The 15,997-nt window shown below is 44.8% G+C and carries 15 protein-coding genes; 5 read left to right on the top strand and 10 right to left on the bottom strand.

Features of this window, described 5'->3' with window-relative positions; all coding sequences use genetic code 11:
* Positions 1-6 precede the first annotated feature (6 nt).
* Positions 7-1,026, top strand: a complete 1,020-nt coding sequence (locus QZY09_RS23195) for an ATP-binding protein (RefSeq protein WP_367119263.1) — start codon at positions 7-9, stop codon at positions 1,024-1,026.
* Here the strand turns inward: QZY09_RS23195 and QZY09_RS23190 are convergent.
* Together QZY09_RS23190 and QZY09_RS23185 are read right to left on the bottom strand one after the other, a co-directional pair.
* Positions 1,023-1,694 carry an START domain-containing protein gene (locus QZY09_RS23190; protein WP_295676690.1) on the bottom strand — a complete coding sequence of 224 codons (672 nt, stop codon included), beginning with the start codon at positions 1,692-1,694 and terminating at the stop codon, positions 1,023-1,025. The genes QZY09_RS23195 and QZY09_RS23190 overlap by 4 nt on opposite strands.
* A 66-nt stretch (positions 1,695-1,760) precedes the next feature.
* The gene (locus QZY09_RS23185) at positions 1,761-2,357 is read right to left on the bottom strand and encodes an outer membrane beta-barrel protein (protein ID WP_295676688.1); all 597 of its coding nucleotides are present in this window, start codon (positions 2,355-2,357) and stop codon (positions 1,761-1,763) included.
* Positions 2,358-2,712: 355 nt separating this feature from the next.
* Here QZY09_RS23185 and QZY09_RS23180 point away from each other — a divergent pair, with 355 nt between their 5' ends.
* Positions 2,713-4,542 (top strand): ABC transporter ATP-binding protein, encoded by a 1,830-nt coding sequence (locus QZY09_RS23180; RefSeq protein WP_295676686.1) that lies wholly within the window; start codon positions 2,713-2,715, stop codon positions 4,540-4,542.
* A gap of 17 nt (positions 4,543-4,559) precedes the next feature.
* Here QZY09_RS23180 and QZY09_RS23175 read toward each other — a convergent pair whose 3' ends face one another.
* The 8 genes from QZY09_RS23175 to QZY09_RS23140 all read right to left on the bottom strand — a co-directional run bounded on the left by QZY09_RS23175 (position 4,560) and on the right by QZY09_RS23140 (position 14,057).
* Positions 4,560-5,291, bottom strand: a complete 732-nt coding sequence (locus QZY09_RS23175) for an urease accessory protein (protein WP_295676683.1) — start codon at positions 5,289-5,291, stop codon at positions 4,560-4,562.
* A gap of 38 nt (positions 5,292-5,329) precedes the next feature.
* A complete protein-coding gene (gene hypE / locus QZY09_RS23170; protein WP_295676681.1) occupies positions 5,330-6,367 on the bottom strand; it encodes a hydrogenase expression/formation protein HypE in 1,038 nt (345 codons plus the stop codon).
* Between the two features lie 76 nt (positions 6,368-6,443).
* Positions 6,444-7,544, bottom strand: a complete 1,101-nt coding sequence (gene hypD / locus QZY09_RS23165) for a hydrogenase formation protein HypD (RefSeq protein WP_295676678.1) — start codon at positions 7,542-7,544, stop codon at positions 6,444-6,446.
* Positions 7,541-9,907, bottom strand: coding sequence for a carbamoyltransferase HypF (hypF, locus tag QZY09_RS23160; RefSeq protein WP_295676675.1), 2,367 nt, complete (start codon positions 9,905-9,907; stop codon positions 7,541-7,543). The genes hypD and hypF overlap by 4 nt, the downstream gene beginning before the upstream one ends.
* Positions 9,908-10,417, bottom strand: a complete 510-nt coding sequence (locus tag QZY09_RS23155) for a hydrogenase maturation protease (RefSeq protein ID WP_295676673.1) — start codon at positions 10,415-10,417, stop codon at positions 9,908-9,910.
* On the bottom strand, positions 10,414-11,160 hold the full coding sequence (gene cybH, locus QZY09_RS23150; protein WP_295676671.1) for a Ni/Fe-hydrogenase, b-type cytochrome subunit: 747 nt from the start codon (positions 11,158-11,160) through the stop codon (positions 10,414-10,416). Before cybH ends, QZY09_RS23155 begins: the two co-directional genes overlap by 4 nt.
* Before the next feature lie 16 nt (positions 11,161-11,176).
* Entirely contained in the window at positions 11,177-12,901 is a 1,725-nt protein-coding gene (locus QZY09_RS23145) for a nickel-dependent hydrogenase large subunit (protein ID WP_295676669.1), read from the bottom strand.
* A gap of 28 nt (positions 12,902-12,929) precedes the next feature.
* The gene (locus tag QZY09_RS23140; RefSeq protein ID WP_295676667.1) at positions 12,930-14,057 is read right to left on the bottom strand and encodes a hydrogenase small subunit; all 1,128 of its coding nucleotides are present in this window, start codon (positions 14,055-14,057) and stop codon (positions 12,930-12,932) included.
* Positions 14,058-14,254: 197 nt separating this feature from the next.
* Here QZY09_RS23140 and hypA point away from each other — a divergent pair, with 197 nt between their 5' ends.
* The 3 genes from hypA to QZY09_RS23125 all read left to right on the top strand — a co-directional run bounded on the left by hypA (position 14,255) and on the right by QZY09_RS23125 (position 15,782).
* Positions 14,255-14,596: a hydrogenase maturation nickel metallochaperone HypA gene (gene hypA / locus QZY09_RS23135; RefSeq protein ID WP_295676664.1), complete on the top strand. Its 342-nt coding sequence runs from the start codon at positions 14,255-14,257 to the stop codon at positions 14,594-14,596.
* A gap of 31 nt (positions 14,597-14,627) precedes the next feature.
* Positions 14,628-15,443, top strand: coding sequence for a hydrogenase nickel incorporation protein HypB (hypB, locus tag QZY09_RS23130; RefSeq protein WP_295676662.1), 816 nt, complete (start codon positions 14,628-14,630; stop codon positions 15,441-15,443).
* A gap of 81 nt (positions 15,444-15,524) precedes the next feature.
* On the top strand, positions 15,525-15,782 hold the full coding sequence (locus QZY09_RS23125) for a HypC/HybG/HupF family hydrogenase formation chaperone (RefSeq protein ID WP_295676659.1): 258 nt from the start codon (positions 15,525-15,527) through the stop codon (positions 15,780-15,782).
* The last annotated feature ends 215 nt before the right edge of the window (positions 15,783-15,997 follow it).

Genomic DNA, 15,997 nt, shown 5'->3' with positions numbered 1-15,997 from the left:
TCGGAAATGGGGACCTGGACAATAAATACTAAAACGCGTGAATTTATTCCATCAATTCGGCTTAAGGAAATGTTTGGGTTTTATCCTGGTGAGAAAATGACGTATGAGGATGCCATCGCCCAAATTGTTAATGAACACAAATCTTTAGTGACTGATGCAGTTGAAGCGTCTATTAATACCGGAAATAAATGTGATGTAGAGTATTGCTTAAGGGGTTTTCACGATGGAAAACTACGCTGGGTGAGGGGCATTGGAAACCTTACTCATGATCAGGAAGGGAAATCCCGGTATTTTACAGGCCTTTTAATTGATATTACCGTCCATAAACAGGATGAACTCCGAAAAAATGATTTTATAGGCATGGCGAGCCATGAACTTAAGACACCCCTTACCTCATTGCAGGCATATATACAAATGCTTGCTGCAAGGGCAAAAAAGGCCGAGGATGCCTTTGCTGTTAACGCCCTGGCTAAAGCCAGCACGCAGGTAAAAAAAATGATAACTTTAATTAATGGTTTTTTGAATGTATCGAGTTTTGAAGCGGGAAAAATCTATCTGAATGAACAGACTTTTGAGCTGAATGACCTGCTGAATGAAATAGTTGAAGATTTCATGCTGACAACCACAAGTCACAACGTTTTATTGCTTCCCAGTCCGGCACTGACCGTTTACGCCGACAAGGACAAGATCGGCCAGGTGATCAGTAACTTTTTGAACAATGCAATGAAATATTCGCCTAACGGTAAAAACATTAAATTGACATGTATCGAATCCGAAGGCATGGCGAAAGTAAGTGTTACGGATGAAGGTATCGGAGTTAATGCCTACGACCAGGAAAAACTATTCGACCGATATTTCAGAGTTGAAAATGAGCAAACCCAGCTAATATCAGGTTTTGGCCTTGGCCTTTATCTATCGGCAGAAATCATCCGCCGTCATAAAGGCGAGGTTTGGGTAGAGAGTGAAGTAGGCCAGGGGGCCGCGTTTTATTTCAGCCTGCCATTGGCTCAGGCAGTATCCGTTTAATTTACTACAAATGCCAGTTGGGTATTCCGGTAAACCGGTTTTTGTAATTGCGACCTGATACCTTTAAAAATTTTCATCGGGCCTTCGGTGGCAAACATATTTACCAGCCACGATGGCAGCGAGCCGGCAGGATCTACGTGTATGGTGTATTCTACCTTAATTTTATCGGGTCCTGCGGGTGTGATAACCCATTTGCCAACAGAATGTTCAATTCTTACAATGCCCGTTTTAACTGGCACCATCCCCGATACGGCGGGGCCATCAATAGTGATCACCCTGGTATCCGGGTTTTGATTGACTATTAAATGTGCAACAAAATCACGGTTGGTTGCCGGCCATGGCAGGTTAACTTCCGAATAGTAATAAAGCTCAGAAGGTGATACCTGTTTGATTACGGTAGCTGATTTGGTATGGTACACCCAGGCGGGAGAAGAATTTACGTCCATTATAAGCGCCACCAATTGCGATGCATCGGCATCAAATTCAGCATCAACCTTTATGGCTTTAACTTTTGAATCGGGCACCGCGCTGGTATAGATTCGGATGCCTTCCTTATCGCTGCGTAATTGCCAATCACCCTGTGCAAAAAGCGGGTTGATCTTAAAAACCAGCAACAATGATACGAGGATCACTTTTAATATTGAATAGGTATATTTATGTGCATACATGGCTTTTTGTTTTATAATGAAAAGGGCGCGTGGCCCTTTTCATTGTTTTTAATTGTTTGTAAAAAATTACCTGGTGCCAAAAGCATAAGCTAAGCGCAGGGCAAAAAAGTTAACCTGGCTATTGCTGTTTTTGCTAACAAAGTCAGTTGAGCCTTCGTACCTTACGCCGGCGTCAATAAAGCTTTTGCCGCCTACCGGGAACTGGTAACCAACCTGCGGCGCGTAGATGAAGGCAGCGCTCTTGTCAAAACCCACGTCGGATTTGTTTAAAGCAAAGGCTGCACCTGCTTCGCCCTGTACATAGAAATGATTTGCAGGGAAGAATTTTAAACCCGCTTTTACCGGTAATAACTGGATGTTGGTAGCTGTAAGGTCGGTTCCGTATGCGTTGTTTTTACCCTGCAGGCTATTATAGCCGGCATTAACGGTAACAAATAATTGCTGCGCAACAGGGATATCGGCTTGTAATGAACCGCCAATGTTCCAGTTATATCCGTTTGATAAATTCCCCGAAGGAAGACCAGCGTCAACGCCGGCGCTTAAAACCACACCGTTTGAACCGGCAGATTTGGTTGAAGTTGATGTGGTGGTTTGTGCTTTTGCGCCCAATGCTAATCCGGCAAAAGCTACTACTAAGGCTGAAATTTTTAATGTACTTTTCATGTTTGTATATGTTATTTTATATAGGTGTTTTTTAAACACGGAGCAAAGTAACAGCACAAAACATACCCTCCGTTTCATCTGAATGTCACAAACATTCAATCGTTTGATTAACAGCGTTTTAATTTTTGACTTTTTTAGTATATAAGTCAGTAATATGTCAAAAAAGTTCGCACACTACGTCACAACGAACATTTTACATAGAAATGAGTTGTAATAGTTGACAATAGTGTTGGGTTAAATTGCAACAGACTTTTACCGTAAATTATTGCTACAGCAGATTGGTAAAAGCAGGAAGTGACTGCCTGTTATCGTATTAATCATAGCTTTGCTATATTATAGCGGGAATTTAAACAGCATGGCTAAAAGAAATACCATCGACAATTCAAAACTCACCTTTAAACAACGGCTTTCGGCATTGAGCAACCTGCCGCATTTTTTCAAACTGGTATGGCAAAGCAGCCCGGGTAAAACAACTTTAAGTTTTATTTTGCGCCTTTTGCGTTCGGCAATGCCCGTAGCTTTGCTGTATGTGGGCAAATTGATCGTCGACCAGGTGGTATTGATCCGCAATGCATCTCACACTGACCCTCATTATTTATGGAAGCTGGTTGCGATCGAATTTGCCCTGGCTATCCTTACCGACGGCTTAAACCGGATGATCAACTTACTTGATAGTTTATTGGGAGATCTTTTTTCAAACTATACCTCCATGCGTATCATGCGGCATGCCGCTACGCTCGACCTTGACCAGTTTGAAGATTCGGTTTTTTACGATAAACTGGAACGCGCCAGGCAGCAAACAGTGGGCCGAACCATATTGCTATCGCAAGTGATGAGCCAAGTGCAGGACATGATCTCGATGGCTTTCCTTTTAGCGGGGTTGCTCACCTTTAATCCCTGGCTTATCCTGCTCCTGCTTATCTCTATTGTCCCCTCCTTTTTAGGGGAATCCTATTTCAATAATCAAAACTATGCCTTAACACGGAGCCAGACGCCTGAACGCCGCGAACTGGACTATACGCGCTACCTGGGCGCAAGCGATGAAACCGCCAAAGAGATCAAAATTTTCAACCTCGCTAAATTCGTTATTAATCGTTTTAAAACGCTCTCGGATAAGTTTTATAATGACAACCGTAAACTTGCTGTAAAGCGCTCGGCATGGGGCACGTTTTTCTCGGTTTTAGGCAGTATGGGTTATTATGCGGCCTATATATTCATCGTCTTTCAAACTATCCACGGAAAAATCTCGGTAGGCGGTCTTGCCTTCTTGTCTGGTTCGTTTATGCAATTACGCGCTTTGATGGAGGGGATGCTTTCGCGCTTTACCACCGTTTCGCAGGGCGCTATTTACCTGAATGATTTTTTAGAGTTTTTTGAGATCAAACCCAAAATACGGGTTGCTGAAAAACCCTTACCATTCCCCAACCCCATCAAACAGGGTTTTACGTTTGAGAATGTTGGTTTCAGGTACCGAAATTCGGAAAATTGGGCCAACAGGCATTTAAGTTTCACCCTTCATCCCGGCGAAAAGCTGGCGCTTGTAGGAGAAAACGGCGCGGGCAAAACCACCCTGGTTAAGTTATTGGCCCGTTTGTACGACCCGACCGAGGGTTGCATTTTGCTGGATGGCGCTGACATCAGGGATTATGCTATTGAAGACCTTCGCTTCCACATCGGGGTTATTTTCCAGGACTATCTGCGCTACCAGATGACCTTTTCACAAAATATAGCGGTCGGAAATATAGGGGAAGTGGAAAATACAGACCTGATCAAAAAAGCTGCCCGGGAAAGTCTGGCCGATATCCTTGCAGAAAAACTGCCGCATAAATACGAACAATGGTTGGGCCGGCGATTTAATGACGGCATTGAACTGTCAGGCGGCGAATGGCAAAAAGTGGCGCTCGCCCGGGCTTATATGAAGGATGCCCAGCTACTTATACTGGACGAGCCAACCGCAGCTTTGGATGCCAGGGCCGAATACGAGGTATTCCAGCGGTTTGCGCAAATGACCGAAGGGAAATCTGCTGTACTGATCTCGCATCGTTTTTCAACAGCAAGATTAGCAGACCGGATTATCGTACTTGAAAAAGGTGAGCTATTGGAAATAGGTACCCATACCGAATTGCTTGCCAAAGAAGGGCGCTATGCAGAATTGTTTCATTTACAGGCCATGGGCTATCAATAAAGAATCAGCCTAAAAGATCACAACAACATTATATTATCATAAATTACTTTACCGCCGTAAATAAGGCAAAGCACCGATGTGGCAAGAATGAGCAGCGTTTGCAAAACAGGCGCCTGGATCAGTTTTTTTGAAAACGGAACACTAAACAGGCCCGCTGCAACCAACATCCCTCCTATGCAGCCCGCGCTGAAGATCAACAAATAAACCAATCCGTCAAAGGGGCTTTTGATCTGTGCCATAACCAGCACTACCAATGCGCCGCTGCCGGCCAGTCCGTGTACCAATCCGACCCCATAAGCCAGCTTATGCGAATGATCATGCGTGTGCACATGCAATTGGGTATGCTTAAAATTTTGTTTTGGTGCAAAATGCACGTGCAAGTGTTTATGCTCATCAACGGTATGACTATGTGTGTGGCTGTGCAAATGCCCATGCGTGTGGATGACGAGTTTTTTACCACGAAAGAATTTTTGCAACCTGTAAACAGCCAGTGCGATCAGCATTAAGCCGACGGCAGCTTCAAAATAATGAAAGCTATGTTCAGAAATCCCTACTTTAAACAAGATCATCAGCACACCGATCAACAGGATGGTGGACGAATGGCCAAGCCCCCAGAAAATACCATCTTTAACAGAGAGCCAGATATGGTTACGCCTTGACACAATATTGGTGACGGCCAGTAAATGGTCGGCTTCAAAAGCATGGGTAAACCCGGCGTAAATGGTAAGCAAAAGTGGAAAAGTGAACATATTTTCGGGTGGTTTTGGTTGTTTTTAAATTGTTTTTATCAGCAGATCCTTGGCAGTTGTTCGCCAGGCAGCATATTTACTACCCTGCGGCCGCCAATTAAACTTTTCATGATCACCTGGCGGGAATGATCGGTTGTCATTTCGCCTATGATACTTGCCATTTCGCCGTGTTCCCATTCATTCAGCCTGCATAACACAGCAGCTGCAACAGCGGGGTCAACAACGGCAACAAACAGGCCCTCATTGGCAACATACATCGGGTCGAGGCCCAGCATCTCGCAAGCGCCTGCCACCTCTTCCTCCACACTCATGTTTTTTTGCGTGATGTCGATTCCTAATTTGGAACCCGCGGCAATTTCATTCAAAACGGTGGCCAGTCCTCCCCTTGTCGGATCGCGCAAAAAGTGGATCTTTTCGCCAAATTCATCTAAAAGAGCAAGCACAATTTTATTGAGCGGCCGGGTATCACTGCTGATCGTACTTTCAAACTGCAGGCCCTGGCGGTGGCTCATGATGGTAATACCATGCCTGGCAAGGGGCCCACTTAAAATTATTTTATCGCCTGCTTTAATATTTTCGGCATCAATATTTGCTTTCGGGTGCACAAGGCCAATACCTGTGGTGTTTATAAATATCCTGTCGCCTTTACCCCGCTCCACTACTTTTGTATCGCCGGTAACGATATTTACCCCGGCTGCTTCGCAGGCAGCTTTTATGCTGAGAAGTATTTCCCAGAATTCGGTCATTTTCAAACCCTCTTCCAGCACAAAACCAAGGGTGAGGTATTTTGCCGCAGCACCGCACATGGCCAGGTCGTTAATGGTTCCGTTAATAGCCAGATCGCCAATATTGCCACCCTCAAAAAATATCGGGGACACTACATAGGTATCGGTACTCATAGCTACTTTCCCCTCGAGGTTAAAAATCGCGCCGTCGTGCTTTTTGTTCAGTAATTCGTTTTCAAGCAATTTAAATACCCCGGCATCCAACAACTGGCTGGTTAAGGTGCCGCCGCTGCCATGCCCCAGGTTAATGGTATCAAAATCAAGTTTTGGTAAGGGACAGGAGAGATTCATTTGGTGAATTGTGAATGGTGAGTTGTGAATAAAATTAAAAACTTTAAAACGATATAATAACTTAATACCCCAATGACTAAATGACCTCTTCAACAGCCATGTTAAAATAATAATAAGCCGCGCAGGCCCCCTCGCTGCTTACCATCGGCGCACCCAAAGGCTGAACCGGGGTACATTTTGTACCAAAGTTGGGGCATTGATTCGGCTTGATCTTTCCTTTCATGATATCGCCAGACATACAGGTTGGGTCTTCATGCGATTCAGCCATATCAAACTCAAACTTTTTCATGGCATCATACGCGCTATAGGCATCTTTTACGCCATAACCGCTGGAGGCTATTTCGCCAATGCCGCGCCATTCGCGGTTAGTCACTTCAAAAACCTGGTCAATGGCATTCATAGCGCTGGTATTTCCGGCGGCTTCAACGATACGGGTGTATTGGTTTTCCAGTTTGTATTCGCCTTTTTCCAATTGTTTTACGGCTGCTAAAATTCCCTCCAGCAGATCGACCGGCTCAAAGCCGGTGATGACGATAGGGATCTTATACTTTTCAACTATCGGGTAATATTCGCTCATGCCCATAATGGCACATACGTGGCCGGCCCCTAAAAAAGCGTCGACTTCACACTCCTCGTCGCTCATAATGGCTTCAATTGCAGGTGGCACTAACACGTGCGAAGTAAGGATAGAATAATTTTTCACTCCGGATTGATACGCCTGGATAACTGACAAAGCATTGGCCGGCGCAGTAGTTTCAAATCCTACCGCAAAAAAAACAACTTCGCGGTCGGGGTTTTCTTTGGCGATGTTAACGGCTTCGAGCGGCGAATATAAAATGCGCACGTCCGCACCCTTTGATTTTGCTTCCAGCAGGCTCATGCCACTCCCGGGTACGCGGATCATATCACCATAGGAACAAAGGATCACCTTATGCTCCACCGCGAGGTGAACCGCCTTATCGATCAGGTTAACCGGTGTAACACAAACCGGGCAACCTGGGCCGTGCACCATCTGGATGTTAGGCGGCAACATATTAAGGATGCCGTTTTTTACCAGCGAATGCGTTTGGCCGCCGCATACTTCCATAATATTCCAGTTCCCTTTTACGGTCTCCCTGATCTCTTTCAACAGGGCCTCCACAATTTCCGGCGAGCGGAATTCTGATAAATACTTCATAACGCTAAATCGTACAAATCGTTTATATCTTCTTTATTTATTTTTTCTTCTGAAGCCGAACTGGCAACACGTTTGCTTTTTATTCCGTTTTCGTGATACACCAGTTGCCCGAAGGAAATATTCTCATCATTGGGCGAAAGGTTGAAATGAAAATATAATTGGTATTTATTTTCATATTGGGTTTTTATCCAATCCACAAGCAGCGCATTCTGAAACACACCGCCGCTAAAACAAATGTGTTTAATATTACCCCTGTCTGCAATTGCGCCAATCAAACAAACCAGCGAATAGTGGAATTTGGCAGCGACGTAGCTTGTAGACTTTCCGCTGGCAATATCCGCTAAAATATTGCGGATCATTGTAGTGGTTGGTACCGGGCCACCTGCTTCCCACTCTTTAACATAAGTTTCGTCCATGTGGAAACCATTTTCGATGACATATACTGCAGCCGCCCTTTGAAGGTACATCGCCGCCTCTCCTTCATAACTCTGCTTGTCGCAAATCCCCACCAGTGAAGCCACCGCGTCGAAGATTCTACCAACGGATGAGGTAAAAAGGTTAGCGTTCCTGATCAGGGCATGATAGTTATTCCATTCGGCGCCGGTAAATTTTTCTTTCAGGATAGAAGGCTGATGGCCGGACTCGCTGATGGCGCATAAGGCAGCGATGCGCGGCTCCAGCGCAGTTTTATCACCCGCAATATTGGGGAAATAATCGAAATGGTTAACGCGCACCATTTCGTTATGTTCGTATTTAAAAAACTCGCCGCCCCAAATATTCCGGTCGGTACCCAAACCTGTACCGTCCCAAATTATCCCTAAAACAGGCTCCTTTTTTTTAATAAGCTTGTTTTCGGCGAGTACGGCCGCAAAATGAGCCTCGTGGTGTTGTACCAGTTTTACTTCTGCATCAAACTTTTCGGCCAGCTCAAGCGCATATTCAGTCGAAAAATAGCCAGGGTGCATATCGGCAACAATAATCTCCGGTTTAACATCATACATCTGTAGCCAATGTTCAAGGGTTTGCCGGTACATCAGCTGCGATTCGAAGCTTTCGCCACTGCCCATAAACTGACTTACAAATACATTACCGTTAACGGCCAGGCTAAAACTGCTTTTTAAAAATGCCCCGGTAGCCAGTATGCACTGTTTTGTTTTGGGTTGATAATCTAAAAATGAGGGAGCATACCCCCGTGAGCGCCTGAAAATGATTTGCTGATTTGTATATTTTGACACCTGAACCACGCTGTCATCCTGTGGAATGATGATTTCCCGGTTATTGCTAACCACGTAATCGGCAATGTCGAATAAATAGTTAAGGGCGTCGTCATCTTTATAAATAATCGGCGAGCCGGATATATTTGCGCTGGTGGCGATCAATGGCCTACCAAAATCAGCTGAAATTAACTCCAGCAGTGGATTATAGGGGATCATTATGCCAAGGCGTTTTAACCCCGGGGCTATGTCCATTAAAGAAAGTTCATAAAAAGCCTCCGGTTTTGGCACCAATAACACGATGGGTGCCGCCGGGCTTTCCAGCAATTCTTTTTCCTGTTCATTTAATTCGAAGTTGTTTTGAACGGACTTAATACGTGGATATAAAATGGCAAACGGTTTGGAGGGCCTGTATTTTCGGGTGCGAAGTATCCGGATAGCTTTGGAGTTATTGGCATCGCAAAGCAATAAATAGCCGCCAATGCCCTTTACAGCCACAATTTTACCTTGCGAAAGGTGATTTTTGATATGAGATAAAACAGCTTCCGCATCATTTGAAATAACGATTGAAGCATCCTTATAAAGGCTAAGCTTAATCCCGCAACCGGCACATGAGTTGGTTTGCGAAAAAAACCTGCGGTCGTTAATTTCTTTGTATTCATCACTGCAGGTATTACACATGGTAAAAGCGTGCATCGCTGTTGTATGACGCTCATAGGGGAGCCCATTCAAAATAGAATATCTTGGACCACATTGGGTACAGGTGATAAAAGGATACCGGTAACGGCGATTGCCCCTATCATGTAATTCAGACCTGCATTCAGGACAAAGGGCTATATCCGGCGACAATAACACCTGTTTTTTGCAGGTATTATTGTCTTCAACCAGGATAGTAAAATCAATATAAATTTGGTCAGCTACTCTAAAAAGTTTGGCCACAATGATCTCCGATTTCGCCGGGGCCGCCAGTTTTATTTTCTTTAAAAATGTATTTGCCTCCTTTGCTGTCGCATTAAAAAAAATATTAATTCCATCGCTGTCGTTTTTCACATATCCGTTCAGGTTCAGTTTTTTTGCCAAATGATAGATCATCGGCCTGAAGCCTACCCCCTGCACGATGCCGTTGATATGGATATGATAGGTTTCCATCTATGGCATAGCTATCATATTTCCGAAAGGAGGTTCAGCCAGAATCTCATCGTTTAGATGGAGCAGGCATTTAATCTCATTAATGATATCGGGCACTACACTTGCAATTTTTGCGGTAAGTTCGATGCCCTGTTGCTGTACGGACTCGATGCTTACCACAAAAAGGTCAATTTCGGGCATTTTACCCAAAACCTGCAAGGCACTTACCAGGTCTTTCAGGCCAATATCATGCGTGCTCATAGCAGGCGGAAAATCAGCGGCAAACCTGGGTTTTATTAGCCGGATGGTACCAGGGGCGTTTCCATCCAGTGTAGCGTCAACTAAAATAATATGTTCGTAAATTTCAAAATATTCCAGCAGGTAAAACCCGCCGGTGCCCCCATCAAGCACATCAACGCCTGCCGGCAGTTGCTCTTTTTCGAGCAGGTTGGCAATGTGTACACCGATGCCTTCATCACCCATCAGGTAATTGCCTATTCCGAGTATTAATGTGCCTTTATTCCTTTTCATTTTACTTTCTTTTCGGGGTTTGGTGTTTGATGAGCGTTCTTTTCAAACATTTCTTCTTCAATAAACTTAAAGCCGCCACCCATACTGCTGATCTCGCCGCGGCCTTCTACATAATCATGGTAGAAAACCAGGTAAACATGGATCACCGCGAAGAGAATGAAGAACCACATGGACCAGTGGTGGATCTGCCGGGTTAGGATATCGCCGCCAAACATGGCGGGAACCCAGGCAAATAATTTTGGCAGCCACCAGGATGACATACCGGCATATAAGCCAAAGCCTGTTAAACACTGTACCAAAAAAGCAATAAAGGTTAAGAAATAGATAAACCCGGCCATAGCATTGTGGCCGATGCTTAAATGGTCCTGCTCTTTGCCGTTCTTTTTCAGCATCAGGATGTCAATTTTAAATACGGCCCACATCTCCGTAAAAAACCTCCTTGATGTAGGGATAAATTGCTTCCAGTTGGCAAATTTGTTGCCTACAAAACCCCAGTACAATCTAAATAGAAAATTAAAAAAGAAAATATAAGCTGCTGCAAAATGCAGGTACCTGAACCAGCCCATTGTATATTGATGCGAAGCATCGTTGTGGCTTAATAAACCAAGCGGGTTGGAGATATAAAACCCTGTGATGATTAAAACAACAATAACCAGCGCATTTAACCAGTGGTAAAACCTTACCGGCATTTCCCACACATAAACCCTCCGTAAGCGGGGAATATGTAAATATTTATTTGCCATAATATTGTTTTTTAAATTAATCGCCCAATACACTTACCCTGCTGATTGTTTTTCCTTCTTCATCATACAAATGCACGCTGCAGGCCATACAAGGGTCAAAACTGTGGATGGTCCTTAATATTTCCAGCGGTTGCGTTTCATCTGCAACCGGGGTATCGATCAGCGCTGCTTCATAAGCAGACATGCCGCCTTTGCTATCCCGTGGAGACGCGTTCCATGTTGTTGGAACTACCAACTGGTAGTTGGCGATCTTCTCGTCCTGGATATTGATCCAATGTGCCAGCGCACCACGCGGCGCCTCAGTATGCCCTACGCCAAACGCTGATTTTGGCCAGGTAGCCGGATCGAACTTGCTCATTTCGGCCATCCGGGTGTCGCCTGCCTTAATATTTGTCAATAACTGGTTATAAAAATCGAGACCCCATTGTGCAGTCAAACTGCTTTCCAGTCCGCGGGCAGCGGTGCGGCCCAGGGTAGAGAATAAGGCTGTGATCGGAACATTCAGATCTTTCAGCGCTTTATCAACTACTTCTTTAAATTCCGGCCTTCCACGGCCATAGCCAACCAGCACCCGGGCTAAAGGACCCACTTCCATGGCGTGGCCTTTCCATCTTGGTGTTTTAAGGTAGCTGTATTTTTTATCGGTGTCCAGGTGGTCAAACGGCGGTTTAGGGCCGGAATATTTTACCTTGCTTTCGCCTTTCCATGGGTGCAAGCCTTTGTCATCGCCTCCGGCATATTCGTACCACGAGTGCGTGATAAATTCCTGCACTTCGTCATCTTTCCTTAAGTCAACATCATAAATTTTGCTTACATCTTTGTTGAGAATTGCACCGCCTGGGAATTTATAGGATGACGGGTCGCGGTAGCCATTGGTTGGCAAATCGCCATAAACCAAATAATTACCTAACCCGCCGCCAATTGCACCCCAATCCTTATAAAACGAAGCGATTGCCATTAAATCAGGAATATAAACCTGTTCAACAAAATCTTTTCCGTCCTGCAATAACTGGCCAACATAAGCCAAACGCTCTGCATTGATCATGCTCACGTCATCCAGGTTGATAGCGCAGGCCATGCCACCCACCAAATAATTAGGGTGCGGGTTTTTGCCGCCGAAGATGGCATGTACTTTTACAATTTCTTTTTGCCATTCAAGCGCTTCGAGGTAATGGGCAAGGCCGATGAGGTTAACTTCAGCAGGTAGTTTATACGCTTTATGCCCCCAATAGCCGTTGGAAAAAATACCCAGCTGACCACTGGCTACAAACTTTTTAATACGAGTTTGGATATCGCTGAAATAACCCGGCGAGCTTTTGGGCCAATGGGAAATGCTTTGCGCCAGTTCCGAGGTTTTTTTCGGGTCGGCCTTCAGCGCGTTCACTACATCTACCCAATCCATTGCGTGCAGGTGGTAAAAATGCACCACGTGATCATGGATATACTGGGTACAAAACATAATATTACGCACCAGTTCGGCATTTGGCGGAATGGTAATATCCAGCGCGTCTTCCACACACCGCACAGAAGTTAGGGAGTGGATGGAGGTACACACGCCGCAAACCCGGCCTACAAAGGCCCAGGCATCACGCGGATCGCGACCCTGTAATATTTCTTCCAGCAGGCGCACCATGGTGCCGCTGCTATATGCGTCTTTTATTTTCCCGTTCTCAATATCAGCTTCTATACGTAAGTGACCTTCAATCCTGGTGATCGGGTCAACAACAATTCGCTTACTCATGATTCTATTGTGTTATAATGTGAGTTGATTAAGATTCCAATTCGTGTTCACTTTCATTACCTTCAGCCTGGTGTTCATGGATGGTTTTGCTCTTGCCAAAATTGGTAGCCACGGCATGTACAGCAACTGCGCCCAGGGTTACACCCAGGGCAACCTCGCCAAGCTTGTCGGCATCCGCTTCGATACCAAAACCGGCAAAAGATGATCCTCTTTCATATAACCGGCCATTATCCCAAAAATTTTCTTCGCTGCAGCCAATGCATGGGTGCCCGGCCTGAATTGGGAAACTGGTGCCTCCGTTCCATTTGGTAACCGCACAGGCATTATAAGTAGTTGGTCCCTTACAGCCCATTTTGTACAGGCAATAACCTTTTTTAGCATTCTCATCGTCAAAGCTTTCCACAAACAAACCGGCATCATAAAACGGACGGCGGTAACAGGTGTCATGCACGCGTTTGTTGTAAAATGCTTTTGGCCTGCCGATCCTGTCTAACTCAGGGATCACGCCGAAGGTTAAGTAGTGAACGATCACCCCTGCCATTACTTCGCCAATTGGCGGACAGCCGGGCACTTTAATAATAGGTTTGTTGGTAATTATTTTATGTATAGGTGTGGCCTGTGTTGGATTTGGTTTGGCTGATTGTACGCAACCATTGCTGGCGCAGCTTCCCCATGCTATAATGGCTGCAGCCCCTTCAGCTACTTCATGTAAGATCTGAAGAGATGTTTTACCGCCGATCATGCAATAAACGCCATCAGCGCCCAGCGGTACACTACCTTCAACGCACAAAATATACTGCCCTTTGTATTTGGTCATCGTGTTTTTTAACGCAGCCTCAGCCTGTGTACCTGATGCGGCCATCAGTGTCTCGCTATAATCCAATGATATTTTATCAAGCAAGATATCCGCGACGATTGGGTGTGATGAACGGATGAAACTTTCGCTGCAGCAAGTACACTCCTGGAAATGAAGCCAGATCACCGGCATCCTTGGTTTGGTCTCTAAGGCTTTCGCGACCTGCCCGATGGCAGATTGTTCAAGGCCGATAAAGGCGGTCATTAAACTAACAAACTTTACAAAATCGCGGCGGGAATACCCTTTTCGCTGCACCTCCTCGTAATAAGTTGGCTGCTTTGGAATAATCTCATTATTCATGATGGCAATGATTTAAATAATTGGTTAAATTTAGGCTGAGTGGCTAAATAATTACCAAATCTACCAAGGTGACATTAAGCGACTTATAAGCAATATCATTTAATAAAGTGATCGTTGTCACATACTTATCCATTACATCCCGATAATTTTGATATAAAAACATTGATGCGGTTGTATCAAAAATCAAATCAAAAACGATGCATGAACTTTCCATTGTGATGGGTATCATAAAGATCGCTGAAGATCATGCAAGGGCCGCGGATGCTGCCGCGATTGATGAGATTGAGCTCGATATTGGTACGATGAGCGGGATTGATATGGACAGCATGGAATTTGCCTGGACACAGGCCATTAAAGGCACTATGCTGAACGACTGCGTGAGGAAGATCAACAGCATTACAGCAAAAGCCAAATGCCTTGACTGCGATACGGAGTTTGAAATAAAAAATTACTATGACGCCTGCCCGGTTTGCGGCGAGCATTTGATTGATATAGTACAGGGGAAAGAACTTATGGTGAGATCCCTGCTTGTTTCGTAAAATAAAATTATAATTACTAAAAACTAAAATTATGTGCGCAACATGCGGCTGCAGCTCCGACGGCAAAACTACTTATTACCTGGTTGATAAAGATCAACCGCATTCACATGACCATAGCCACCCGCATGATCATGTTCACCCACACGACCATGGACATACGCACGACCATCCGCATGCCAGCGAAAAAAAGATCATTGATGTGGAACAGGATGTTTTGCACCAGAACAATTTGCTGGCCGAACGCAACCGCGGCTATTTTGATGCAAAAAATATACTGGCGCTTAACCTGGTGAGTTCACCTGGCTCCGGAAAAACCTCCTTACTGGAAAGGACATTAAAAGATCTGAAGGGAGAACTTGAATTTGCTGTAATTGAAGGCGACCAGCAAACCAATAACGATGCCGACCGTATTTTCGCCACCGGCACCAAGGTCACCCAGATCAATACCGGAAAAGGATGCCACCTCGACGCGCACATGATATTGCACGCCATGCAGGGATTGAAACCAAAGGACAATTCGGTTCTGTTTATTGAAAATGTAGGCAACCTGGTTTGCCCGGCAATGTTTGATTTGGGCGAAAAGGAAAGGGTAGTGATCATCAGTGTTACCGAAGGGGATGATAAACCGCTTAAATACCCGGATATGTTCCACTCCTCAACCCTTTGCATCATCAATAAAACCGACCTCCTGCCCTATGTGCCTTTTGATATTGAAAAGGCAAAGGCCAACGCCAAAAAGGTGAACCATCATTTGGACATCATTGAAGTGAGCTGCACCACCGGCGATGGCTTACCGCTATGGTATAACTGGCTAAAATCAAAAGTAATGCAGCCGGAAGCGGTTTAAGCCTCACCTAAATCCTCTCCAAGGGAGAGGACTTAAAACAGAGGGGCTTTTATTTATAAAACTCGATAAACAACCAAACTTATGTGCCTCGCAATACCCGGTAAAATATTAGAGATAGACTCCACACTGGACGACCTTTTCCGCACCGCCAAAGTATCTTTTGGCGGCATTCAAAAAACCATTAACCTGTGTATGGTGCCCGAGGCGCAGATAGGTGATTATGTTTTGGTACACGTGGGCGTAGCCATCAGCAAAATAAATGAAGATGAAGCGCTTAAAGTGTTCGACTATTTAAAAGCTATGGGTGAAGTGGAAGAGTTGGAGGAAAAAGGTACCTGACCATAACTGGAACAGCTTTTTATTTAATAAATTCCGAAAAATGTCTATTTTTTCACTTCGGCGATGAAGGCAAAATAGCTATCCTTACAAGAGATAATCCCATGTGGCTTAATTAAGACGGATACACTTTTTTCCAATCGTTATTTCACTGCACATCCGCAGGGTTCCTTTGCAATAGTTTTGTAGCGTTGACTTGTCCTAAAAAAAGTTGACTG

The sequence above is a fragment of the uncultured Mucilaginibacter sp. genome, assembly GCF_903913935.1.
Lineage (GTDB): Bacteria > Bacteroidota > Bacteroidia > Sphingobacteriales > Sphingobacteriaceae > Mucilaginibacter.
This window is presented reverse-complemented; position numbering and strand designations above follow the sequence as displayed.